Raw genomic sequence first — 23,420 nt, 5'->3', positions numbered from 1 at the left:
TCGTCAAACGGGTTCATGCTCATCTTGACGTTGGCGATGTCAACGCCGCTGCCGTCGGACTTCACGCGAACCTTCACGTTGTAGTCGACCACGCGTTTGACTGGCACCAATACTTTCACTTCAAGTTCTCCATCATCGGTTCGTTATCGGCTAGGTTTGCAAGCCCAGGCCCTGTTGCCGCAGGTAGGAGATGGCGTCGGGTTCGAAGCCCCAGTCGCGTAGGGCGGCAGCGCCGTGCTCGCCGCGCGCCGGGGCGCTGCGCGGCAGCGCCGAAGGCGTGGCCGAAAATCGAGGTGCCGGCCCGGGCTGCAACACACCGCCCACTTCCACGAAGCTGCCTCGGGCCCGGTGCTGGGCATGGCTGGGCGCTTCGGCAAAGCCCAGCACGGGCGCGACGCAGGCATCGCTGCCGTCGAACACCGCGCACCAGTCGGCGCGCGTGCGGCTCGCAAAGGCCCGCTCGAATGCCTCGCGCAGCCGCGGCCAGCCGGCACGGTCATGCTGCGCGGGCAGGTCGGCCGTGGCCAGACCCAGCTTGTCGAGCAGCTCGGCGTAGAACCGCCCTTCGACCGCGCCGACCGCCATGAACTGGCCGTCGGCCGTCTGGTAGCTGTCGTACCAGGGCGCGCCGCCATCGAGCCAGTTGCTGCCACGCGCTTCCTTCCAGTTGCCCGCGGCGAGCATGCCCCAGAACACCGCACCGAGCTGCGCCGCGCCTTCCACCATGGCCGCGTCGACCACCTGGCCGGCGCCGCCGCGCTGCACATGCAGCAAGGCCGCCAGCACGCCCATGGCCAGCAGCATGCCGCCACCGCCATAGTCACCCACCAGGTTGAGCGGCACCGTGGGCTTGCCGCCGGCCGGTCCGATGCCCGACAGCACGCCCGACAGCGCGATGTAGTTCAGGTCGTGCCCGGCGCGCTCGGCCATGGGCCCGGTCTGGCCCCAGCCGGTCATGCGGCCGTAGACCAGTTTGGGGTTGCGCGCCAACGCCACGTCAGGCCCCAGGCCCAGGCGCTCCATCGCACCGGGCCGAAAGCCCTCGATCAGCACGTCGGCCCGCTCGACCAGTGCCAGCGCGCTGGCCACCGCAGCAGGCTGCTTGAGGTCGAGCGTGACCGAGCGGCGGCCGCGGCCGGTGATGTCGATGCGCGGCCCGCTGGCTTTGGGCCCCAGGTCCGCATGGGCCACCGGCCGGTCGATGCGGATCACGTCGGCCCCCATGTCGGCCAGCAGCATGGTGCCGAACGGCCCGGGGCCGATGGCCTCGAACTCCAGGACGCGAATGCCAGACAGAACACCCATGAAACATCTCCCGTTGCGTTGCTGCATGCAGTAGAGCAGCGGCGCGCACGCCCCACCCCACCCCCTTCGGGTAGTGCCAGCCGCCGGCCGGTGCTGCTGCACAATCCCCGCGCCATGCCATCGCGCAAGCCCTCTTCCACCACGCCGCCGGGCCAGCCGCCAGCGGCATCGGCCGCCCAGCGCTCGGGCGCGGGCACCGTGGCCCGCGAACGGCTGCTGGCGCGCTTGCTCGAAGCGCGGCATCTGCGCTGCATCGTCGTCACCGGGCCGGCCGGTGCCGGCAAGTCCACGCTGCTCGCGGCCGCGTGCCAGGCGCTGGTGCCGCTCGGCTTCGGCATCGCCTGGTGCACGCCCGGCGCCCAGGACGACGAGCCCACGCGCTTTCTGCAAGGCCTGCTCGCCAGCGTGGCGCAGGTCGATGCGGCGCCGCTGCGCGAAACAGCCAACCAGCTCGGCGCCGCCATGGCCACGGAGACCGACCCCGATGCCGTCGAGCGGCTGGTCATCACGCTGGTGCGCGGCATCGCGGCGCACCAGCGCGACCTGGTGCTGGTCATCGACGACCTGCATGCGCTGCGCCACCCCGCAGTGCTGGACGCGCTGCAGTGGTTGCTGGACTACGCCCCGCCCAACCTGCACCTGGTGCTGCTTTCGCGCGGCAGCGTACGGCTGTCGCTCGACCGGCTGCGCAGCGACGCACAGACCCTGGAGATCGACCAGCGCGACCTGCTGTTCACGCCGGCAGAGAGCGCCCGGTTCCTGGCGTCGCAACACGGCTGCATCGATGCCAGCACCGCCAGCACCGCCAGCACCGCCAGCAGCCTGCACGAACGCAGCGAAGGCTGGGTGGCCGGCCTGCGCCTGCTCGCACTCGATTGGGAGCGCAAGCAACAGGAACCCGGCCGGGCAGCGCCGGGTCAGCCCTTCGCTGGCCTGCCGGCGCGTGACGCGCTCGCGCTGACCGCGTATTTCGAGCAGGCCGTGTGCGCGCAGCTGTTGCCTGCCGAGCTGGACACGCTGGTGCGCGCGGCGCCGTGCCAGCGCGTCTGTGCATCCCTCAGCGCTGCGCTCGCCGGCACGGCCGATGCGCCAGCCGCCGTCACCGCCGCGGCCACGCTGTTGCTGCGGCTCGACAGCGAAGGCCTCTTCGTCGTCCGCACCGACCACCAGAGCGCCGAGCCCTGGTACCGCCTGCACCCGCTGCTGCGCGACGCACTGCTGATCCGCTGTGGCACCCTGCCCGTGCCCACCCGGCAGGCCGTGCACGCGCGCGCCTTCGCGTGGTTTCGCGACCGTGGGCTGCTGCCAGAAGCCGTGCACCATGCCGTGCAATCGGGTGCGCCGGCGCAGGCGGCCGCGCTGGTCGACCAGTGCGCGCCCGCGTTGCTTGTGCGCGGCGAACGGCGGGCGCTGGCGGCGCTGCTGCGCCAGATCCCGCACGCGCAGGTGCAAGCCAGTGTCAGCCTGCAGCTGTGGCTGGCGCGCACGCAGTTCTTCGAGCGCGACTTCGATGCCTGCACGCAGACGCTCGAAGCCCTGGCGCGCAACTTGCCAGCGGACGCCACAGCGCACCGTTTCCATGTCGCCGTGCTGCGCACGGCGCTGTCCGTCCAGCGCGACGACAGCGGCGCAGCCCTGGCCATGTTGCCGCAGCTGCTCCAGGTGCCGGGAGACGCCGACCCGCTGGCCGTCGGCGCGCGGCACAACCTGCTGTCCTGGTTGCACCTGCAGCAGGGCGACTACGAACAGGCGCGGCGCGTGCAGCAGGACGCGACACCGCTGATGGTCGACGGCGCTCCGCTCGTGTCCACCCCGTCCGGCAGCCTGCAAGGCCGCTGCCTGATCGGCCTCAGCCACGCGATGGAGGGCCAGATGACGCAGGCCGGGCGCGTGCTGCGCGGCGTGGTGGCCGATGCCGAGCAGGCCGGCAAGGCCTGTGCCGACGCACGCCATCTCGCGCTGAGCCTGCTCGCCGATGTGCTCTACGAACTCGGCGATGCCCAGCAGGCGCGCGCCCTGCTGGAGGACAAGGTCGGGCTGCTCGAACGCATGACCATCCCCGACGCGGTGTTGCGCGTGTACCGCGTGCTCGCCGCCGCCCACTGGCAGGCCGGCGACGCGCCCAGCGCCTTCGCATACCTGGAGCGGCTGGAGGCCTACGCCACGCGCCACCGGCTGGACCGGCTGCTGGCCCACCGCCTGGCCGACGAAGTGGAGTACCGGCTGATGCTGCGCGACCTGCCGGCAGCCCAGGCCGCACTGGCCCGGCTCGCGCCGATCGGGGCCCGCCACACCGGCGGCCCGGCCGGGGGCACGCTGGCGGAGATCGGCGAGGTGACGCAGCGCGCACGCATCCGCCTGGCCGTGGCGCTGGGCGACCTGCGGGGCGCCGCGGCCCGGCTTGCCCTGCTGGTGGCCGACTGCGCGGCACGCGGCCGACAGCGCAGCGTGGTGCACCTGCTGGTGCGCAGCGCGGTGGTCGACGCGCAGCGTGGCCACCACGCAGCCGCCCGGGCGATGCTGCTGGACGCCCTGCAGCGCGGCCACCGGCTGGGCCTGCTGCGCAGCCTGGTGGATGCCGACCCGATGGCGCGCCGCATGCTGGACGCGCTCGCGCAGTCCGGCCCGCTCGACCCCGTGCTGGCCTTCTACGTCGAGCGCCTGCTGGCCCTGCGCACGCCGCCAGCTGCAGCGCCCGAAGCAGCCGCGACCCAGGTGCCCCAACCGCGCGCGGGCAGCACGGCGGCGGCCGGCCAGGAGGCCTTCAGCGCGCGCGAGGTCGAGATGCTGCGCCTGCTCGCGCAAGCCCTGCCCAACAAGAAGATTGCCCGCGCGCTGGCCTTGTCGCCCGAGACGGTCAAGTGGTACCTCAGCCGCATCTACGGCAAGCTGGGCGTGGCCAGCCGCGACGAAGCGGTGGCGCGCGTGCGCGATCTGGGCTGGGACACCGAAGGCGCGCCCACCCCGCCGGCCTGAGGCTCCCGGCCGCAACGGCCCACCCTCCTCAGGGTCCACCCACCCCCCCATCGCGAGTGGGGTCCATGCGGCCACCCGGACGTAACTTCGTGCCCTGACACGAACGACGCCTGAGGAGACCACCCCGTGAACGTGACCCGCCATGTCTTTCGAGACGACCACGAGATGTACCGCGAGACGGTGCGCCGCTTCCTGCAACGCGAATGCCTGCCGCGCCAGCAGGCTTGGGACGAAGCCGGCCAGGTCGACCGCGCGACCTGGCTGAAGGCCGGCCGCGAGGGCCTGCTGTGCGCCTCGCTCCCTGAGGAATACGGCGGCGGGGGCGGCGACTTCGGCCACGCCGCCGTGTTCGCCGAGGAGATGGCGCGCTCCGGCGTCAGCGGCCCTGCGTTCGGCATGCACTCGGACATCATTGCCCCCTACATCTTCCGGGCCGGCAACGAAGAGCAGAAGCGCCGCTGGCTGCCCGGCACCGCCTCAGGCGAGACCATCCTGGCCATCGCCATGACCGAGCCGGGCACCGGCAGCGACCTGAAGGCGGTGCGCACCACCGCCGTGCGCGAAGGCGACGAGTACGTCATCAACGGCAGCAAGACCTTCATCAGCAACGGCCTGATCGCCGACCTCATCATCGTGGTCTGCAAGACCGACCCGGCCGCCGGCGCCAAGGGCATCAGCCTGATCGCCGTCGAGGCGACGCGCGCCGGCTTTCGGCGCGGGCGCAAGCTACAGAAGGTGGGCCAGTACGCGCAGGACACGGCCGAACTGTTCTTCGACAACGTGCGCGTGCCGGTCGGCAACCGCCTGGGCGAGGAAGGCAAGGGCTTCGGCTACCTGATGGGCGAACTGCCGCAGGAACGCTTCACCATCGCCATCGGCGCTGCGGCGCGGCTGGAGCGCGCGCTGCAGGACACGCTGCACTACGTCAAGGACCGCCGCGCCTTCGACCAGACCGTCTGGGACTTCCAGAACACCAAGTTCAAGCTGGCCGACGTCAAGGCGCAGACCGTGGCCGTGCGCACCATGATCGACCACTACATCGGCGAGCACATGCGCCGCCGCCTGACGCTGGAAGAGGCCGCCATCGCCAAGCTGTTCGCCACCGAGACGCTGGGCAAGGCACTCGACGACATGGTGCAGCTGCACGGCGGCTACGGCTACATGCTGGAGTATCCGATCGCGCGCGACTTCGTCGACTCGCGCGTCACGCGCATCTACGGCGGCACCAGCGAAGTGATGCGCGAGCTGATCGCCCGCAAGCTCTGAACCGAACCCTCTTGAGGAGCCAGACACCATGATCGACAAGCAACACATCGGCATGCAGCTGCCGGTCTTCCGGGCCACCGCCGAGGCTGGGCAGCTGCGCTTTTTCGCCAAGTCCATCGGCGAGACCAACCCCATCTACCTCGACGAATCCGCCGCGCGCGACGCCGGGCACCCGGGCCTGCCGCTGCCGCCCACCTTTTTGTTCTCGCTGGAGTTCCAGATCCCGTCGAACGCCTGGCGCGAGACGCTGGGCATCGTCACCTCGCGCATCCTGCATGGCGAAGAGAGCTTCAGCTACCACCGCATGGCCTATGCCGGCGACACGCTGCAGTTCGAGACGCACATCGCCGACATCTACGACAAGAAGGGCGGCGCGCTGAGCTTCGTGGTGCGCGCCTCGCGCGTGACCAACCAGCGCGGCGAGCACGTGGCCGACCTGCGCAGCATCCTCGTCCACAAGAACGCCTGAGCAAGGAACCGACCATGAGCACCCCCTCCTTCGCAGCCACCCAGGTCGGCGACGCCCTGCCCCCGCTGGCCCTGGCGCCGATCACCCGCACCACGCTTGCCCTGTTCGCCGGCGCCTCGGGCGACCACAACCAGATCCACATCGACATCGACTACGCCCGCAAGGCCGGCATGGCCGACGTGTTCGCGCACGGCATGTTGTCGATGGCCTACCTGGGCCGCCTGCTGACGCAGTGGGCCGACCAGCGCCAGTTGCGCAGCTTCGGCGTGCGCTTCACCGGCATCACGCACCTGGGCCACCAGATCACCTGCACCGGCAAGGTGGTCGAGAAGTTCGAGGTGGACGGCGAGCAGCGCGTGAAGCTGGAAATCGAAACCCGCAACCAGTACGGAGAGACCCGCATCGTCGGCGACGCCGTGGTTGCACTCTGACCCAACAAATTTTTTAAGGAGACAACGACATGGGAACACTAGACGGCAAGGTGGCACTGGTCACCGGTTCAGGCCGCGGCATCGGCCAGGCCATCGCGATCAAGCTGGCCAGCCAGGGCGCGCGCATCGTGGTGAACGACCTGGACGCCGACCCGGCCAACGAGACGGTCGAACTCTTGAGGAAGAGCGGCGCCGAGGCCGTGGCCTGCGCGGGCAATGTCACGGCACCTGACTTCGCCGAGCGCTACATCAAGACTGCGGTCGACCACTTCAAGGGCATCGACATCATCGTCAACAACGCCGGCTTCACCTGGGACGACGTCATCCAGCGCATGACCGACGAGCAATGGCACGCCATCGTCGATTGCCACATGACGGCGCCCTTCCGCATCCTGCGCGCCGCCTACCCGGTCATCAAGGCGCAGGCCCAGGCCGACCAGGAAGCGGGCGTGGAGATCTACCGCAAGGTGGTCAACGTGTCGTCGACCTCGGCGCTCAACGGCAACGCGGGCCAGATGAACTATTCGTCGGCCAAGGCCGGTGTGATCGGCATGACGCGCGCGCTGAGCCGCGAATGGGGCCGCTTCAAGGTCAATGTCAACGCGGTGGCCTTCGGCCTGATCACCACGCGCATGACCAGCGCCGACGCCAAGGCCGGCGCCACGGTGAACATCGATGGCCGCGACATCCGCGTGGGCCTGAACCCCGAGCTGCTGAAGTCGCACGCCCAGCGCAACCCGCTAGGCCGCGGCGGCACACCCGAAGAAGCGGCCGGTGCGGTGTACCTGTTCTGCCTGCCCGAGTCCAACTTCATCACCGGCCAGGTGGTGGCGGTGGCCGGCTCGCCGCAGTAGCGCCATGACCACCCTCACCCACGCCGCTGCCGAGGCGCCCGCCACGGCAGCCACCACGGCACCCGCTACGCCGCCCACCACGCCGCGTTACCGGGCCGTGCCCTACACGGTCCGCACATCCACCTGCGAGCGCCGCGCCGATGGCACGCTGGTCCTGCGCTCCCCGCTCACGCCCAAGGCCACCGGGCGCACGGGCTTTGCGGGCTTCATCCCGCACTGGGCCGAGCGCCGCGGCGACCTGCCGGCCTTCTGCGAGCGCGATGCGCACAGTGGCGAATGGCAGCGCATCACCTGGCGCCACCTGTGGCAACAGGTGCAGGCCGTGGGCGCGGCACTGCTCGACCTGGGCCTGGGCCAGGGCCGCCCGCTGGTCGTGCTGTCGCCCAACTCGCTGGAACAACTCGTGCTGTTGCTGGCAGCCGAGTACGTCGGCGTGGCGGTGGCGCCGGTGTCGCCTGCGTATTCCACGCTGAGCCGCGACTTCGCGCGCCTCAAGGGCGTGTGCGATCTGGTGCCGCCGGCGGCGCTGTTCGTGCAGGATGCCGCCGCCTTCGACCGCGCGGTGGGCGTGGTCGGCGGGGCCGGCGTGCCGGTGATCACCGTGCAGGGCGCGGGTGGCGCCGTGCGGCCCTGGTCGGCACTGTCCGCCACCGAACTGACGCCCAGCCGCATCGCGCAAGTGGCCGCCGCGCACGCAGCCATCCAGCCCCAGGACATCGCCAGGATCCTCTTCACGTCCGGCTCGACGGGCGTGCCCAAGGGCGTGCCGATCAGCTACGCCAACCTGCACGCCACCGCCGCCAACCTGGCGGACATGCTGGCCAGCCTGGCCGAGCAGGACGAGCCGCCGGTCTTCCTCGACTGGCTGCCCTGGCACCACGCCCTCGGCGGCGTGCTGAACCTGGGCCGCTCGGTGCTGCTGGGCGCCACGCACTACATCGACGACGGCAAGCCGCTGCCGGGCCTGTTCGAGCGCACGGTGCGCAACCTGCGCGAGATCTCGCCCACGGTGCTGACCAGCGTGCCTTCGGCCTGGACCCTGCTGGCCACCGAACTGGAGCGCGATCCGCAGCTGGCCAAAAGCCTGTTTGCCCGCGTCATCAGCTTCGGCTACGGCGGCGCCAGCCTGCCCAAGGATGTCAACGAGCGCATCCAGCGCGTGGCCGAGCGCACGGTGGGCGAGCGCATCGTCTTCGGCACCGGCCTGGCCTCGACCGAAACCACCGGCGTCGGCACCTACCGCAACTGGGCCAGCGACGACCTGGCCAACATCGGCGCGCCACCGCCCGGCACCGAGATCAAGCTGGTGCCGCTGGAGGGCGACCGCTACGAGATCCGCGTGCGCGGCGCCCACAACTTCAGCGGCTACGTGGCGCGGCCCGACCTCACGGCGGCGGCCTTCGACGATGAAGGCTTCTTCCAACTTGGCGACGCGGTGCGGCTGGTGGACATGGCCGACCCGGCCAAGGGCATGCGCTTCGATGGCCGGGTGGCGGAAGACTTCAAGCTGGTCAACGGCACCTGGGTGCGCACCGGCGCGGTCCGGCTGGGCTTGGTCGAGCGCTGCGCGCCGCTGATCACCGACGCCGTCATCTGCGGCCACGACCAGACCTATGTGGCCGCGCTGGCCTGGCCCAACGTGGCGGCGTGCCAGTGCCTGCTGCCTGAACTGGCCGGGCTGGAGGCCGCTGCGCTGGTGGATCACCCGGCCCTGCTCGCCGCCATCGCCGAGCGCCTGCGCCAGGACACCGGCAGCGCCAGCCTGCGCGTGCGGCGGCTGCTGCTGATGGCCGAGCCGCCGTCGATGGATGCCAACGAGATTGCAGACAAGGGCTACGTGAACCAGGCCGCCACACGCGCGCGGCGGGCGCATCTGGTGGAGCAGCTTTTTCAGCCGGACCCCGGCCCCGGGGTCGCGCGCGCCTGAGCATTCGGACCACAGCAACGGAGACAACACCATGCGAACCGCTTCTTCCTATCTATTCAAAACCATCGTGGGCCTTGCCGCCGTCGCCTGCAGTGCGCTGGCACTTGCGCAGGATTACCCGACCCGGCCCATCACCCTGGTGGTACCGGCCCCACCGGCCGGCGCCACCGATGTGCTGGCGCGCGTGATGGCCGATGAGCTGGGCAAGCGCCTGTGGCAGCCCGTCATCGTGGACAACAAGCCGGGCGCCTCGGGCATGCTCGGCGGTGCGGCGGTGGCGCGTTCAGCGCCCGATGGCTACACGCTGTTCTTCTCGCATGCCACGCCGATCTACTACGTGCCCTCCATGTTCTCGAAGGTGCCCTACGACGTGAAGCGCGACTTCGCCTTCATCTCCGAGCTGTGTTCGGCCAGCTTGGTGTTCGCGGTCGGCAAAGACGTGCCGGTGCGCAGCATGAAGGAACTGGTGTCCTGGGCCCAGGCGAACAAGGGCAAGGTCAACTACGGCTCGTTCGGCCTCGGCTCGTCCAGCCATTTGCTGATGGCCTACCTGAGCGAGTCGCGCCAGCTCGACATGGTGCACATCGCCTACAAGGGCGAAGCGCCGATGACGCTGGACATCCTAAGCGGGCAGATCCCGATGGGCATCGGCACGCTGGGCACCATGGCCCCGCACCTCGCCAGCGGCAGCCTGCGCGCGCTGGCCATCGTCGGCGACAAGCGCCTGCCGGAGATGCCCGACACACCCACCATGGCCGAGGCTGGCTTCACGGACGAAGAGTTCAAGCCCCTCGGCGGCGTGATGCTGACCGCACCGGCCAAGACACCGCCCGCGGTGCTGGCGCGGCTGGAAAAAGAAGCGCGCGCCGTGGCGCAGACCGCCGCCATGAAGGCACGCTTCCAGGCCTTTGGCCTGGTGGGCATGGGCAACAGCTCGGCCGAGTTCAGGAAGAACGTGGAGGCCGCCGGGCCGGTGATCCAGAAGCTGGTGCAGATGTCGGGGGCGAAGGTGGAGTGAGTCGGGTTGGCGGCAACTTGCATCCGCCCGGCCGATCCCGTACGCTGGCCCGGCGTCCACATGCAACGCCCGAGCCATTGCGGGCCGCCGGGCCGGTCTGCCGGGCGCGCAAAGGAGACCCGCCATGCCAAGCCGATCAAACGGCCCCGCGGCTGACATGCAAGCCGTGCGAACGCTGGCCTTGGTTGGCGCCGCGGCCGCCGGCAAGACCTCTCTCGCCGAGGCCTTGTTGTACAAGGCGGGGGCCATCAAAGCGTGCGGCAACATCGAGCGCGGCAGCACCGTCAGCGACCACGACCCGCTGGAGCGCCGCATGCTGCACTCGCTCAACGCGTCGGTGATGCACCTCACGCATGCCGGCACGCGCATCCACTTGATCGACACGCCCGGCGGCGTCGACTTCCTGGGCCAGAGCCTGCCGGCGCTGGAGGCGGTCGAGACGGTGGCGGTGGTCATCAACGCCGCTACCGGCATCGAGCCGATGGCGGTGCGCATGATGGCGTACGCGGCCTCGCGCCAGCTCGCCCGCATGATCATCGTCACCAAGATCGACGCGCAGGGCGTCTCGCTGGCGGGACTGCTGGCCGACATCCAGGCGACCTTCGGCCGCGAATGCCTGCCGCTGAACCTGCCCGACGCGATCAACAGACAGGTCGTGGACTGCTTCTTCAACCGCTTCGGGCGCTCCGACTTCGGCCCCGTCGAAGCGGCGCACCGTGCCCTGGTGGAGCAGGTGGTCGAGGTCGACGCCGCCTTCGTCGACCGCTACCTCGAGGAGGGCGACGTGGACCCGGCCGAGCTGCACGCGCCGCTGGAGCAGGCGCTGCGCGAAGGCCACCTGATCCCGGTGTGCTTCGTCTCGTCGCGCAGCGGCGCCGGCGTGGCCGAGCTGCTGGACGTGATCGTCAAGCTGCTGCCCGACCCGACCGAGGCCAACCCGCCGAGCTTCATGGTTGGCGAGGGCGCAGACGCCCAGCCCATGCAGGCCAGGCCCGACCCGTCGCTGCATGTGCTGGCGCATGTGTTCAAGGTCACGGTCGACCCCTATGGCGGCAAGATGGGCATCTTTCGCGTACACCAGGGCACGGTCACGCGCGACAGCCAGCTCTACATCGGCGACGGCCGCAAGCCCTTCAAGGTGGGGCATTTGTTCATGCTGCAGGGCAAGGACCATCTGGAGGTGGCGCGCGCGGTGCCGGGCGACATCGTGGCGGTGGCCAAGGTCGACGACATCCATTTCGATGCCGTGCTGCACGATGCGGCGGAGGACAACCACGTGCATCTCGCGCCGCTGGCGTTTCCGGTGCCGGTGTACGGCCTGGCCGTGGAGCCCAAGCGCCATGGCGACGAGCAGCGTGCCTGGGAAATCCTGGGGAAGCTCGCGGCCGAAGACCCGTGCCTGCGCATCGAGCACGTGGCCGCGACCAACGAGACGGTGCTGTACGGGCTCGGCGAACTGCACCTACGCGTCGCGCTCGACCGCCTGCGCGAGGTGTACCACTTCGAGGTCCGCACGCGGCCGCTGAGCATCGCCTAGCGCGAGACCGTGACCGCGCCTGCCGAGGGCCACTTGGTAGCCGGCCTGCAGCGGCCGCTGCGTGCGGCCGCTTTCTATCCCACCTGCCTGGCCTGCCCTGCCCAGTACCGGGCCCGCAGCGCTTTCTTGTCCACCTTGTCCAGCGCCGTCAGCGGCAGCGCGTCGACGAACTCCACCACCTTGGGCGCCTGCACCACGCCCTTGCGATCGGTGACGTGGGCGATCAGCTCGGCCGCCTCGACCCGGGCGCCGTCCTTCAGCACCACCACGGCCATCACCGCCTCGCCCCACTTCGGGTGCGGCACGCCGATGACGGCCGACAGCGCCACGGCCGGGTGCTGCGCCAGGCAGCTTTCCACCTCGCTCGAATACACATTGAAGCCGCCGCTGATGATCATGTCCTTGGCACGGTCGACCAGGTAGAGGTAGCCGTCGGCATCGCGGCGCGCCATGTCGCCGGTGTGCAGCCAGTCACCGGCGAAGGCCTTGGCGGTCTCCTGCGGCCGGTCGAGGTAGCCCGACATCACCAGCGGCCCGCGCACGCACAGCTCACCCACCGGCACCTCGGCATGGTCGGCATCGAGCAGGCGCACCTGGTTGCCCGGCAGGCTGCGGCCGCAGCTGCCCAGCCGCTCGGGGTGGGCCAGGTCGTGCGCGTCGCGGCGCAGGTAGCTGATGGTCATCGGCGCCTCGGCCTGGCCGTAGACCTGCGCGAACACCGGCCCGAGCCGGTCCAGCGCCTGGCGCAGGCGCGCCGGCGCCATGGGCGCGGCACCGTAGAGCACCAGGCGCAGGCTGGCGATGTCGTGCGCGCCGAGTTCGGGCGCATCGAGCAGGCCGTAGATCTGCGTGGGCACCAGGAAGGTGGTGGTGATGCGCTCGGCCGCCACGGCCTGCAGGAAGCCGGCGGGCGTGAAGCGCTCCAGCAGATGCACCGCGCCGCCCTGCAGAAAGGTCGTGAGGATCATCGCGCCGGCCGCGTGCGACACCGGTGTGGCCGCGAGAAAGCGCACCTGCTCGGGCCATTCCCAGCACGCGAGCTGCTGCAGCGCCGAGGTCACCACCGTGCGCTGGTGGTGCACGATCCCCTTGGACTGGCCCGTCGTCCCGCCGCTGTAGGCGATCTTGACGATGTCGTCAGGCTGCACGTCGAGCACGGTGTCGCTGCCGTCCAGCCCGCTGGACGCGGCCAGCAGATCGGTGCCGTAGGCGGCCGGGCCCAGCGTCAGCACATGCGGCACCAGTTGCCGCTGCGCCAGCGCCAGCCCGCGCTCGGCATGGCGCTGCACGTCGACCACCAGCGCCTTGGCCTGCGCGTCGACGAGGATGAAGGCCTGGTCTTCCTCGGAGCCCAGCGGATGCAGCGGCGTGTAGACCAGCCCCATGAGGTGCGCCGCGATGATGGTGGCCACCGACTCGGGCCGGTTGGTGGCCAGCACGGCAATGCCGTCCTGGCGCTGCAGGCCCAGGGCCTGGAAGCAGCGCACCATGCGGTGGCACTGCTGCTCCAGCTGGCGGTAGGTCAGGCGTGGGCCGGCGCCGCTGGCGACGAGTGCCTCGCGGTGGGCGAAGGCCTTGAAGGCGGATCGGTAGAGCTCGGCGAAGGTGGAGGTCTGGTAGAGGGCGGGGTTGGGCGGTGGGGGCATGGCGGGCCGGACTTGGGGTGGATGGCCGACGCCGGGGGCGAACGGGCTGATGCGAGTAGGCAGGCGCATGCAGCTTGTGCGACCACCCCTGCTGGGTGGCTGAGAGGTTTACAGCGGGAGGAGCCCGCCGGCTTGCGCAGCGCGTGGCCGGCAGCGGCAAGGGGCGCGCGGCCGGTAGGTGGCAGGTGGCAGAATTTCGGCTGGAGCCGCATCGGCCCCACCGGAGCGCATCGTGCTGATATCCGCAACTGTCAGGAACTCCCAGGCCACGCATGAAGTGTTCGTGCGCACGGGCGACAGCAGGCAGCCTCTTGCTGTACCCCCCAAGCCGTCTGGAAAAGGTTCGGCGGTCAACGGTGGCGAGTTCCTCATGCTCGCGCTGGCGACCTGTTATTGCAACGACCTTTACCGCGAGGCTGAACGCCTCCACATCCCCGTCGAAGGGGTCGTGGTCGAGGCGACCGCGGATTTCCCCGGCATCGGCCTGGCGGCAACCAATATTCGCTACGCGGTCATGGTGTCGTCACCTGCGAAAGCCGAGGACGTCGCGGAGCTGGTGCGTCAGACGGACGCGGTCGCAGAGGTTCACAACACGATTCGTGCAGGGGCTGCGGTCGTGCTGAACAACGGTTGAACGGGGAGCTGGCGCTAGGGCGGGACTGCAGCGGCATCCCGCCAGGTGCAGTCGACCACCGCAAAGTTGCGAACGACTGCTTCACACTGCCTGAAATCGCTTGATTCGTGGCATCGAATGTCGGCTGTGTCTATGAAGAGACGTAGAGCTGTGGCAGCAGCCGCAACTGACTCCGGGCACTTGCCGCAGCTATCCGTGCGTTTGCTATTCGGTTAACGTTACACAAATTACATGCAGTAGTAAGGGTGCGACATGCACATCGAGTTTGTCGAGATCGCAAATTTCAGGAAGCTCTTGTCAGCGCGCATAGATCTGTCGCTCAAGACGACGTTGTTCGTCGGTGCGAACAACAGTGGCAAGACCTCAGCCATGTTGGCCCTGCGGCGCTTCCTAACTCCGCGTCGCTGTCCCTTCGAAATCCACGACTTCACGTTGTGCCACTTGCGGGCGCTCGTGGACATCGGCGAAGCATGGCTTGGAGCGAACCAAGCCGGTGGGGTTGCAGACCTCACCCTGGATGCCTGGGTGCACGCTCTGCCGGCCTTGGATCTGTGGCTGCATGTCAAGGAAGACGAAGTCCACCGGGTCCGAGATTTGGTCCCGCTTATGGAGTGGACGGGCGGACGCCTGGGAGTACGACTGCGCTACGAGCCCAAAGACCTCAACGCTCTCTTCACGGATTTCATCACCGCGATCACCGAAGCCAATGTCATGCGTGCTGCAGCGGCGGCTGCGGCAGCTGCCAAGGCTGCCGGCGCAGCACCCGCTCTCAAGCTGACGGTTTGGCCTGAAACCTTGGTGGATTTCCTTTCCAAGCGGCTGAGCTCGATGTTCACGATCCGGGCCTATCCGCTGGATCCAGCGCTACTTGCCAGCCCTGAAAGGCTTCGGGCCCTGCCACAGACGCTTCCGGCATCGGCATTGCCGATCGAAGGTGATCCTCTCAGTGGCCTGATCAAGGTGCATGACATCCCCGCGCAGCGCGGCTTTGGCGAGATCCCGAATGGCGTCGAAGAAGAGGACGAACTACAAACCTCTGCGGGCGGAACGCGGTTGTCGGAACAGCTCAGAAGCTACTACGCCAAGCACCTTGATCCCGCGAAGGGGCCGGACCCCATGGACCTGGAGGCTCTACAGGCCATGGAGGCGGCCGAGGATGCATTCGACCTGAAGCTGACGGAGAGCTTCAACGAATGTTTCACCGAGGTGGCGGGCCTGGGCTATCCGGGCGTCAGCGACCCACGGCCGCGCGTATCGACACGCTTGCGTGCGATCGATGGGTTGAACCACAGCGCGGCAGTCAATTTCGAGGTCGACGTGGTTTCGGATGCGGGCGCGGTCATGCCCCTCCTACTGCTGCCGGAGGGCAGCAACGGGCTGGGCTTCCAGAACCTCATCTCGATGATCTTCCGGCTGATGAGCTTCCGGGATGCCTGGATGCGCGTTGGCAAAGCCTCCAAGGGTGCCGAAGCCGCGAGCTTTGAACCGCTTCACCTGGTGCTCGTTGAGGAGCCTGAAGCTCACCTGCATGCGCAGGTGCAGCAAGTCTTCATCAAGAAGGCCTACGACGTGCTGCGCCGGCGCCCAGAGCTGGGAGAAAGCGACGCCCTGCGCACGCAACTTATCGTCAGCACGCACTCGAGCCACGTTGCGCACGAGACGGCTTTCGCTAGCTTGCGGTACTTCCGGAGGCTGCCGGCCGGCATGGTGGCCAAGGTGCCGGTGTCGACGGTTATTAACGTTTCGCAGGTGTTCGGGGAGGGTACGGAGACTGAACGCTTCGTAAGCCGGTATTTGCGTGCGCAGCACGCCGACCTGTTCTTCGCCGACGCAGCGATCCTCGTCGAGGGTCCAGCCGAGCGCATGCTCATCCCTAACTTCATTCGGGCTCACTACAAGGTGCTGCATCAGAGCTACGTCACCTTGCTGGAGATTGGCGGTAGCCACGCCCATCGTCTGCGTCCTTTGATTGATCATCTGGGCTTGTCGACGCTGATCGTCACGGACCTGGACAGCCTGACAGCGACGGGCGGCTCATCAGTCCAACCGGCTTTGGGCGCTGGGCAGAAAACCAACAACGCCACACTTAAGACCTGGGTGCCAGCGCTGGACGACGTCGATGCCCTCATCAATGCGAAGCCTGCAGCTAAGACGATCGCAGATGCGGGCGACACGCTATTCGCTGTGCGAGTGGCGTACCAGAAACCCGTTGAGGTCACGATGCCAGGCACCGCTGCCAAGGAGACTGCTTACCCCTACACGTTTGAGGACGCGCTCGTGTTCGAGAACGTGGACTTCTTTGCTGCGTTTGCCGGCCCGGGACTGAACGCCAAGTTCCGGACTGCCATCGCGAATGGTGGCGGTGTAACCGCAGTTGGTGCCAGCATGTACACGGCGCTTAAGGAAGGCAAGAAGGCAGAGTTCGCCCTCGACGTCTTGATGGCGGAAAACTTCAACAGTCTGAAGGTGCCGCAGTACATCGCCGAGGGTCTGGAGTGGCTGCTGGAACAGATGAAGAAGAAGCAGGTGGAAATCTTGATGGCAGCGCCGGCCATCGCGGCTTCGGCAGCAAACGCCGCGGGCCCAGGGCCGGGGGCTGCACCATGACGGCCGCCGACGATCAATTCGACGCCGAGGCCGACGCAACGATCATCGAGTGTCTTGACCTGGGCAAGCCAAGAAGCTTCTTCCTGTACGCAGGCGCTGGATCAGGAAAGACACGGTCGTTGGTCAGCGCCGTCAGGAAGACGATCGATGGCGAGTACGGCCGGCAGCTGACTCTGACTGGCAAGAAGATTGGCGTCATCACGTACACCAACGCCGCCTGCGACGAAATCAAGCAACGTCTCGAGTTCGACCCTCGGGTAGAGGTCATGACGATCCACGCATTCTCGTGGTCGCTGATCGGCGGCTTCAACGCCGACATCCGTCAATGGGTCGCCAAGAATCTCGAAGATGAGATTGCTGAGCTTGAGGAACTGCACAAGAAGGGGCGAGCTAACACGAAGGCGGGCGCTGAGCGGCTTCGGTCCATGGAGAGCAAGCGCCGCCGACTGGCGCGGATGGATTCCATCGTCAAGTTCATCTACAGCCCGACCAGCGACAACCGCACGCGTGATTCTCTGAATCATTCAGAGGTCATCGCCATGACGGCGGCCTTCCTGACCAGCAAGCCCGGGCTGCGGCGAATGTTGGTCAGCCGGTGTCCGGTCTTGCTCATTGATGAGAGCCAAGACACAAACAAGACGCTCATGGACGCGTTCCTGCATGTGGAGGAAGAGTTCCATGGACGGTTCAGCCTGGGACTGTTCGGCGACATGATGCAGCGCATCTACTCGGACGGAAAGGAGCGGCTGGACAAGGCCATCCCGGCTAGGTGGGCCATGCCTCGCAAGCGGATGAACCACCGGTGCCCGTCTCGCGTCATCGAGGTAATCAACAGCATCCGCCGCGATGTGGATGGCGAGGAACAGGTCCCACGCAGCGACGCTGAAGAGGGCGTGGTGCGGGTCTTCATCGCGCCCCAAGCGGGCGCCGCCCCCTTCGCCATCGAAGAGACAGTGCGCCAACGTATGGCGACGATAGCCGACGACCCGGCCTGGCAGAACTCTGACATGGTGAAGACGCTTGCGCTTGAGCATCTGATGTCTGCTCGGCGATTCGGCTTCGTGGAATTCTTCGAGCCGCTTTGGACGATCGAAAAACTTAGGACGAGCCTACTCCAAGGCGCCGGCGCAGGTCTTGGATTCTTCATTCGGGACGTGTTGCCGCTAGTCAAGGCGCTTCGCGCGAACGATCGGTTTGGGGCTACGGCGATCATCAAGGCGTCATCGCCGCTTCTGGACCGCGCAGCGCTCCAAGAGGCTGGATCGAATCAGGTCGCGCAGTTCGGCAAGGCCAAGGCGGCATGCGATGGGCTCCTGGCTCTGATCACAGAGCAGCGCGAGATCACTGCTCAAGTGGTGCTTGAATTTGTTGCGCAGACGGGTCTGTTTGTCATCCCGGAAGCGCTGGCTCCGTTCGTTGCCGGTGACACCAAGGCAGCAGCGATGGAGGATATCGCGGGGCACGGCAGTCAGATGGAGAGTGCCGAGGAAGGAGAAGAGGAAGACACGACTTCTGAGCTGAGCGCATGGAGCAAAGCGCTTGAAGCCCCCCTGAGCCAGATCGAGCGCTACGACTTGTACGCGCGAGGACAGTCGCAGTTCGGGACACACCAGGGCGTCAAGGGGCTTGAGTTTCCACGTGTGCTTGTAGTGATCAACGACGACGAGGCGCGAGGCTTCCTTTTTGCCTACGATAAGTTTTTTGGCACCAAGGAGAAGTCGAAGGCTGACCGTGAGAATGAAGCCGCCGGCCGAGAGACCGGTTCAGACCGCACCCGCCGCCTGTTCTACGTGACATGCAGCCGGGCCGAGAAGAGCTTGGCCATCGTCTACTACTCGCCGGATCCTGCACTGGCTCGTAACGCCATCCTCCAGTACGGATGGTTCGATCAAGGCGAGGTTGAATTGATCAACTGAATCGACGCCGGCTACCCGTGACTACTGGTCTGCGAGTAGCTTCACGAATTGGGCACTTGCTCGGCAAAGGCAGCAATGCGTTCGGCAGAAGCCGGTAACGGGGAAACCAAGAGGGCCCGCTTTCGCTGCACAGCCCCCATCCAAGGCTGCGTGGCAACGGACTCCAGAGGGCGCATACCCGTCGCTCCAGGCCTCACCGCCCAAGGTCAAACCTCAGTCCGATCCCCCCATCCACCCTTTACGCACCACGCACTCCCACGCCCCGCACCCAAGCCACCGCCTCATCCCTCCCTGCCACCCCCAGCTTCCCGTAGATATTCTTCAAGTGCCACTTGACGGTATCGATCGACAGCCCCAGCGCCAACGCGATCTTCTTGTTGGGCATTGCCTGCACCAGCAGGTCCAGCACATCGCGTTCGCGGTCGCTCAGCGGCTCGACCGGGCGCCGCTCGGCATCCGCATCCGCGCCTGCTGCAACGGTCGTCTCCGCTGCCGCTGACACCCGCCGCCCCGCCCCCTCCAGCCTCTCCACATAGAACCCCAGCACCGGGTCCAGCCCCGCATCCTGCGCCACGTCGCGCACCAGTTCCATCACCGCCGGATCCGCATCCAGCAGGCTGCGCACCAGCCCCAGCCGGTGCCCGCTGCGCAATGCCGCCAGCGTGCATTGGCGCGCCGCGTCTCCTCTGCCCCGCCGCCGCTCGATCAAAGCCTGCAGCAGCTTCAACTGCGCCACCAGCCGCTGCCGACCGCGCGCCTCGATGTTGGCGATCAGCGGCGCGATGCGCCGTGCCGCATCGTCGATGTCGCCACGCGCCAGCGCCCAGCGGATGCGCGCGCGTTCGCAGACCACGGCGATCTCGCCGCGTGCGCTGTGCTCTGCGTGCGCATGCCGCGCATCGATCTCGTTGGCCCGCAGCAGCGCGACCTCGGCGGCGGCCACGTCGCCCATCTGCAGGCGGTAGTGCACCTGCAGCGTGAGGCTGAACACGAGCAGCCGGTCCAGGCCCAGCGACGTGCTGTAGTCCTCCAGCCGCTCCAGCCAGGCCATGGCCTCCAGCCTGCGGCCGGCGACCCAGTGCGCGGCCGCCAGCGAGCGGTGCACGCGCAATACCGAATCGGGGATGGAAACGCGCTCCAGCGCGTCCACGCGGTCTTCCAGCAGCGCCACCACGGCCTCGGTCTCGTCGTGTTCGTACAGCACCTCGCCCAGCAGCGCGGTGGAGAGGTAGACCGCGTCCACGCAGGCGCTGCCGCCTTCGCCGGCCTCGCGCAGCACCTCGCGGTAGATGCGCTCGGCCTGCGTCATGCGGCCCTCGACGGCATAGCTGAGGCCGACCAGCGCGCGGCCCTGCAGGCTGCCCGACGAGGTGCCGCGCAGCGGCACGCCGTCGACCAGGCGGATCGGCTGGTCCTGCTGCACGCGCCGCGCGCGCTCGCAGTCGCCACGGTGCATGTACAGCCACGACAGCAGGTTGTCGCGCGCGCCGGTGGCCAGTGCGTCCACGCCCTCGGGCGCGGCCAGCAGGCGCGGCAGCAGCGCCTGGGCGGCGTCGGTGTCGTCGCGCTGCAGGGCCAGCGAGGCTTCGAGCAGGGTCAGCCAGTATTGGCTGGCGGCGTCGTCCGGCGGGATGTCGGGGCGCAGGCGCGCGATGTTGGTGGAGAACGCATCCAGCTCGCGCGCGAACAGCTCGACGCGGATCATCCACAGCCGCAGCCCGATGCGCGCCTGCACCTGCGCCGGCGGCAGTTGGCGCACCAGCGCGACGAGCTTGCGCAATTCGCCGCGCACGGCCAGGCCGTGGGCCGATTTCTCCACCAGCGCCGCGGCCGCCGCGCCCTCGCCCGCCGCCACGGCCTGGCGCACCGCCTCGTCGATCAGGCCACGGCCCTGAAACCACTGCCAGGCGCGGTGGTGCAGCGCGCGTTGCTCGGCCTCGCTGCGCTGGGTCAGGCGCTGGCGCAGCGTTTCGCGCAGCAGCGGGTGCAGGCGAAACCAGGTCTCGCGCTCGGCGCTGCTGTCCACCGGAACGATGAACAGGTTCTCGGCCTCCAGCCGTGCCAGCAGCGGCGCCATGGCGGGGTCGTCCACCGGCCGGCCGAGCAGGGCCGCGCACAGCGGCGCGCAGAAGCGGCTGCAGGCCGAGACGCTGGTCAGCAGCTCCAGGTCGGCGGGCGCCAGGTGGGCCAGCACCTCTTTCTCGAAGTAGGCGGCGAAGGCCTGCGGGTCCTGCACGTGGGCGCGCGCAAAGGCGTCGGGCGCCTGGGCTGAACCATTGGCCACACTGCCCGCACTGATGGCGCCACCAGCGCCGCGCTGGCCCGCCGCCACTTCCTGCCGGCGCTTCTTCCAGTTGATGGCCAGCAGCTGCAGGCCGGCGGCCCAGCCGTCGCACAGCGCGTGCAGCGCCAGCGCGTCGCGCGGGCCGATGCTGCCGAGTTGCGCGCGCAGGAAGCGGTCGGACTCGGCGGGCGAGAAACGCAGGTCGCGCACGTCGATCTCAAGCACCCCGCCCTCGGCGCGCAGGCGGTCCAGCGACAGCGGCAGCGCCCCGCGCGAGGCCAGGGCCAGGTGCAAGCGGGCCGGCGCGTAGTCCGCCAACCACTGCAGCGCCTCGTGGATGCGCGGGTCGGTCAAGTGCTGCAGGTCGTCGAGCACCAGCACCAGCTCGCGCGGATGGGTGGCGATGCCGCGCACCAGCGCGATCAGCGCGCGCTCCACCGCCTCGCTGTCGACGCCGCGCCCAGCGTAGTCGGCCGCCTCCTGCGTGGCGGCGGGCGCCACCTGCGCCACGCTGGCCAGCAGGTAGTCGAGCAGGCGGCTGGGCTCGTTGTCCTCGGGCGTCAGGCTGAGCCAGGCCACGTCGAAGCCCAGCGGCAGCAGCGCCTGGCGCCAGGCGACCAGGGTGGTGGTCTTGCCGCTGCCGGCCGGGCCCTGCAGCACCACGCAGCGCAGGCGGCGGGCCTCCATCAGGCGCGCCAGCAGCGCCTCGCGCGCAACCATGCGACCAGCGTTGCGGGGCGGCACGAGCTTGGTGGCGACCAGGGCTCTCAACACGGAGTCGGCCGGTTCGGCTTCGTGAAGGCGGGCGGGTGGTTTGGTGGGCATGCGTCGGGCGTGATTGTGGGCGCGGAGACCTGCCCGCGCCATGCGAGGCATGGCGCTGCGCAATCCAGGCGGCCACCCTTGCGCTGAATGCTCCTCAGCCCTTCACGCCCTTGCGCGACGCCGCCGCCGCGCGGCGCTTGGCAAAGTGCTCCTCCACATCCTCGTGCGCAATGGCCGGGCGTGGGTCGTCCAGCGCTTCCTGCACCTTCGCGCGGAACCACGCGTCGTGCGCCTTCGTGTCGGCGACCAGGCCGACCGGCAGCGCGCCTTCGTTGGCGACGCGTGTCAACACGATCCGCATCACATCCGAGACCGTCAGCCCCAGGCCGTCGAGCACCTCGACGGCGCGGTCCCGCACGTCGGCGGCGATGCGTGTTTGCACAACGGCATTGGCAAGAGCCATGGGAGCGTGTCCGTTGGAAAGGAGGCTCAGTGTAGTTCACATGAATGACAAAAACCCGCGTGCAGCCTGGCGCGCCGGCGCGGCTCAGGGCCATCCACCAGCCCCCGCCACCCGATCAGGGTAGTGGGCTTCCCAGCCCCGGCTTCCAGAATCGCCAGCAACGACACAGGAGACCTGAGTGAACATCAACCGTACCGTCTACCGCGACGACCACGAGATGCTGCGCGACACCGCGCGGCGGTTTTTCGAGCGCGAATGCCTGCCCCGGCAGGCCGAGTGGGACGCGGCCGGCCGCACCGACCGCGAGACCTGGCGCAAGGCCGGCCGCGAGGGGTTGCTGTGCGTGACCGTGCCGACCGAGTACGGCGGCGGCGGCGGTGATTTCGGCCACTCCTGCGTGCTGGCGGAAGAGCTGCACCGCTCGGGCGTCTCGGGCTTCAGCCTGTCGGTGCACTCGGACATCACCGCGCCCTACATCGTGCGCTTCGGTACCGAGGAGCAGAAGCAGCGCTGGCTGCCCAAGATCTGCAGCGGCGAGCACATCATGGCGATTGCCATGACCGAGCCGGGCACCGGCTCCGACCTCAAGTCGATCCGCACCAGCGCCGTGCGCGATGGCGACGAATACGTCATCAACGGCAGCAAGACCTTCATCAGCAACGGCCTGAACGCCGACATGATCCTGGTGGCCTGCAAGACCGACCCCACGGCCGGCGCCAAGGGCGTGAGCCTGATCATGGTCGAGGTCGACCGGGCGGGCTTTCGGCGCGGCCGCAAGCTCACGAAGGTGGGCCAGCCCGCCGCCGACACCACCGAGCTGTTCTTCGACAACGTGCGCGTGCCGGTGGACAACCTGCTGGGCGAAGAGAACAAGGGCTTCATCTGCCTGATGCAGGAGCTGGCGCAGGAGCGCCTGATCATCGCCGTGTACTGCGCCACCAAGCTCGAACGCCTGCTGGAGCAGACGCTGGAGTACGTGAAGGAGCGCAAGGCCTTCGACGGCACGGTGTGGGATTTCCAGAACACCAAGTTCAAGCTGGCCGACATCAAGGCGCAGGCGGTGGCGGTGCGCACGCTGGTCGACTACTACATCGGCGAGCACATGAGGCGCCGCATCAGCGTGCAGGAGGCCGCCATCGCCAAGCTGTTCGCCACCGAGACGCTGTGGAAGTGCATCGACGAGATGGTGCAGCTGCACGGCGGCTACGGCTACATGCTGGAGTACCCGATTGCCCGCGCCTTCACCGACTACCGCATCACGCGCGTGTTCGGCGGCACCAGCGAGGTCCAGCGCGACCTGATCTCCCGCAAGCTTTGATTCC

Annotated in this window: 15 protein-coding genes and 2 pseudogenes; 12 read left to right on the top strand and 5 right to left on the bottom strand. The window is 68.4% G+C overall.

Going from position 1 to position 23,420, the window contains the following annotated elements:
• Positions 1 to 119, bottom strand: a pseudogene (locus DES41_RS23095) (electron transfer flavoprotein subunit beta/FixA family protein); the annotation flags it as partial.
• A gap of 31 nt (positions 120 to 150) precedes the next feature.
• Positions 151 to 1,305 (bottom strand): CaiB/BaiF CoA transferase family protein, encoded by a 1,155-nt coding sequence (locus tag DES41_RS23090; RefSeq protein WP_114469992.1) that lies wholly within the window; start codon positions 1,303 to 1,305, stop codon positions 151 to 153.
• A gap of 114 nt (positions 1,306 to 1,419) precedes the next feature.
• Here DES41_RS23090 and DES41_RS23085 point away from each other — a divergent pair, with 114 nt between their 5' ends.
• The 8 genes and pseudogenes from DES41_RS23085 to fusA all read left to right on the top strand — a co-directional run.
• Positions 1,420 to 4,281 (top strand): helix-turn-helix transcriptional regulator, encoded by a 2,862-nt coding sequence (locus DES41_RS23085; protein WP_114470036.1) that lies wholly within the window; start codon positions 1,420 to 1,422, stop codon positions 4,279 to 4,281.
• A gap of 126 nt (positions 4,282 to 4,407) precedes the next feature.
• Entirely contained in the window at positions 4,408 to 5,547 is a 1,140-nt protein-coding gene (locus tag DES41_RS23080; RefSeq protein WP_114469991.1) for an acyl-CoA dehydrogenase family protein, read from the top strand.
• A gap of 28 nt (positions 5,548 to 5,575) precedes the next feature.
• On the top strand, positions 5,576 to 6,016 hold the full coding sequence (locus tag DES41_RS23075; RefSeq protein WP_114469990.1) for a MaoC family dehydratase N-terminal domain-containing protein: 441 nt from the start codon (positions 5,576 to 5,578) through the stop codon (positions 6,014 to 6,016).
• Positions 6,017 to 6,030: 14 nt separating this feature from the next.
• Positions 6,031 to 6,447: a MaoC family dehydratase gene (locus DES41_RS23070; protein WP_114469989.1), complete on the top strand. Its 417-nt coding sequence runs from the start codon at positions 6,031 to 6,033 to the stop codon at positions 6,445 to 6,447.
• A 29-nt stretch (positions 6,448 to 6,476) separates the two neighbouring features.
• Positions 6,477 to 7,301 (top strand): SDR family NAD(P)-dependent oxidoreductase, encoded by an 825-nt coding sequence (locus tag DES41_RS23065; protein ID WP_114469988.1) that lies wholly within the window; start codon positions 6,477 to 6,479, stop codon positions 7,299 to 7,301.
• A 4-nt stretch (positions 7,302 to 7,305) separates the two neighbouring features.
• A complete protein-coding gene (locus DES41_RS23060) occupies positions 7,306 to 9,228 on the top strand; it encodes a feruloyl-CoA synthase (protein ID WP_114469987.1) in 1,923 nt (640 codons plus the stop codon).
• 31 nt (positions 9,229 to 9,259) lie between these two features.
• Positions 9,260 to 10,246 carry a Bug family tripartite tricarboxylate transporter substrate binding protein gene (locus DES41_RS23055; protein ID WP_114469986.1) on the top strand — a complete coding sequence of 329 codons (987 nt, stop codon included), beginning with the start codon at positions 9,260 to 9,262 and terminating at the stop codon, positions 10,244 to 10,246.
• 124 nt (positions 10,247 to 10,370) lie between these two features.
• Positions 10,371 to 11,780: pseudogene (fusA, locus tag DES41_RS23050) on the top strand (elongation factor G); the annotation flags it as partial.
• 77 nt (positions 11,781 to 11,857) lie between these two features.
• Here fusA and DES41_RS23045 read toward each other — a convergent pair.
• Complete coding sequence (locus DES41_RS23045; protein ID WP_114469985.1) at positions 11,858 to 13,429, bottom strand: AMP-binding protein; 1,572 nt, start codon at positions 13,427 to 13,429, stop codon at positions 11,858 to 11,860.
• Between the two features lie 232 nt (positions 13,430 to 13,661).
• On the opposite strand from DES41_RS23045, the gene DES41_RS23040 reads away from it, so the two are divergent.
• From DES41_RS23040 to DES41_RS23030, 3 genes are all read left to right on the top strand, one after another.
• Positions 13,662 to 14,063: an OsmC family protein gene (locus tag DES41_RS23040; RefSeq protein ID WP_114469984.1), complete on the top strand. Its 402-nt coding sequence runs from the start codon at positions 13,662 to 13,664 to the stop codon at positions 14,061 to 14,063.
• A 252-nt stretch (positions 14,064 to 14,315) separates the two neighbouring features.
• Positions 14,316 to 16,670 carry an AAA family ATPase gene (locus tag DES41_RS23035; RefSeq protein WP_114469983.1) on the top strand — a complete coding sequence of 785 codons (2,355 nt, stop codon included), beginning with the start codon at positions 14,316 to 14,318 and terminating at the stop codon, positions 16,668 to 16,670.
• Positions 16,667 to 18,586, top strand: a complete 1,920-nt coding sequence (locus DES41_RS23030; protein ID WP_114469982.1) for a UvrD-helicase domain-containing protein — start codon at positions 16,667 to 16,669, stop codon at positions 18,584 to 18,586. The genes DES41_RS23035 and DES41_RS23030 overlap by 4 nt, the downstream gene beginning before the upstream one ends.
• A 238-nt stretch (positions 18,587 to 18,824) precedes the next feature.
• Here the strand turns inward: DES41_RS23030 and DES41_RS23025 are convergent, their stop codons facing one another.
• The gene (locus DES41_RS23025) at positions 18,825 to 21,695 is read right to left on the bottom strand and encodes a winged helix-turn-helix domain-containing protein (protein WP_114469981.1); all 2,871 of its coding nucleotides are present in this window, start codon (positions 21,693 to 21,695) and stop codon (positions 18,825 to 18,827) included.
• Positions 21,696 to 21,789: 94 nt separating this feature from the next.
• Positions 21,790 to 22,098 (bottom strand): type II toxin-antitoxin system RelB/DinJ family antitoxin, encoded by a 309-nt coding sequence (locus DES41_RS23020; RefSeq protein WP_114469980.1) that lies wholly within the window; start codon positions 22,096 to 22,098, stop codon positions 21,790 to 21,792.
• 178 nt (positions 22,099 to 22,276) lie between these two features.
• Between DES41_RS23020 and DES41_RS23015 the strand changes: the two genes are divergently transcribed.
• Complete coding sequence (locus DES41_RS23015) at positions 22,277 to 23,416, top strand: acyl-CoA dehydrogenase family protein (protein WP_114469979.1); 1,140 nt, start codon at positions 22,277 to 22,279, stop codon at positions 23,414 to 23,416.
• Positions 23,417 to 23,420: the final 4 nt, after the last annotated feature.

It is taken from the genome of Pseudorhodoferax soli (genome assembly GCF_003337555.1).
Classification (GTDB): domain Bacteria; phylum Pseudomonadota; class Gammaproteobacteria; order Burkholderiales; family Burkholderiaceae_C; genus Pseudorhodoferax; species Pseudorhodoferax soli.
The sequence above is the reverse complement of the archived record's forward strand: the minus strand, read 5'-3'. Positions and strand labels throughout refer to the sequence as shown.

Excerpts from the sequence above, each read along its gene's own strand:
- DES41_RS23070 (WP_114469989.1), top strand. The coding sequence starts at position 6,031 with ATGAGCACCCCCTCCTTCGCAGCCACCCAGGTCGGCGACGCCCTGCCC.
- DES41_RS23045 (WP_114469985.1), bottom strand. The coding sequence starts at position 13,429 with ATGCCCCCACCGCCCAACCCCGCCCTCTACCAGACCTCCACCTTCGCC.
- DES41_RS23060 (WP_114469987.1), top strand. The coding sequence starts at position 7,306 with ATGACCACCCTCACCCACGCCGCTGCCGAGGCGCCCGCCACGGCAGCC.
- DES41_RS23090 (WP_114469992.1), bottom strand. The coding sequence starts at position 1,305 with ATGGGTGTTCTGTCTGGCATTCGCGTCCTGGAGTTCGAGGCCATCGGC.
- DES41_RS23035 (WP_114469983.1), top strand. The coding sequence starts at position 14,316 with ATGCACATCGAGTTTGTCGAGATCGCAAATTTCAGGAAGCTCTTGTCA.
- DES41_RS23030 (WP_114469982.1), top strand. The coding sequence starts at position 16,667 with ATGACGGCCGCCGACGATCAATTCGACGCCGAGGCCGACGCAACGATC.
- DES41_RS23085 (WP_114470036.1), top strand. The coding sequence starts at position 1,420 with ATGCCATCGCGCAAGCCCTCTTCCACCACGCCGCCGGGCCAGCCGCCA.
- DES41_RS23020 (WP_114469980.1), bottom strand. The coding sequence starts at position 22,098 with ATGGCTCTTGCCAATGCCGTTGTGCAAACACGCATCGCCGCCGACGTG.
- DES41_RS23055 (WP_114469986.1), top strand. The coding sequence starts at position 9,260 with ATGCGAACCGCTTCTTCCTATCTATTCAAAACCATCGTGGGCCTTGCC.
- DES41_RS23025 (WP_114469981.1), bottom strand. The coding sequence starts at position 21,695 with ATGCCCACCAAACCACCCGCCCGCCTTCACGAAGCCGAACCGGCCGAC.
- DES41_RS23075 (WP_114469990.1), top strand. The coding sequence starts at position 5,576 with ATGATCGACAAGCAACACATCGGCATGCAGCTGCCGGTCTTCCGGGCC.
- DES41_RS23065 (WP_114469988.1), top strand. The coding sequence starts at position 6,477 with ATGGGAACACTAGACGGCAAGGTGGCACTGGTCACCGGTTCAGGCCGC.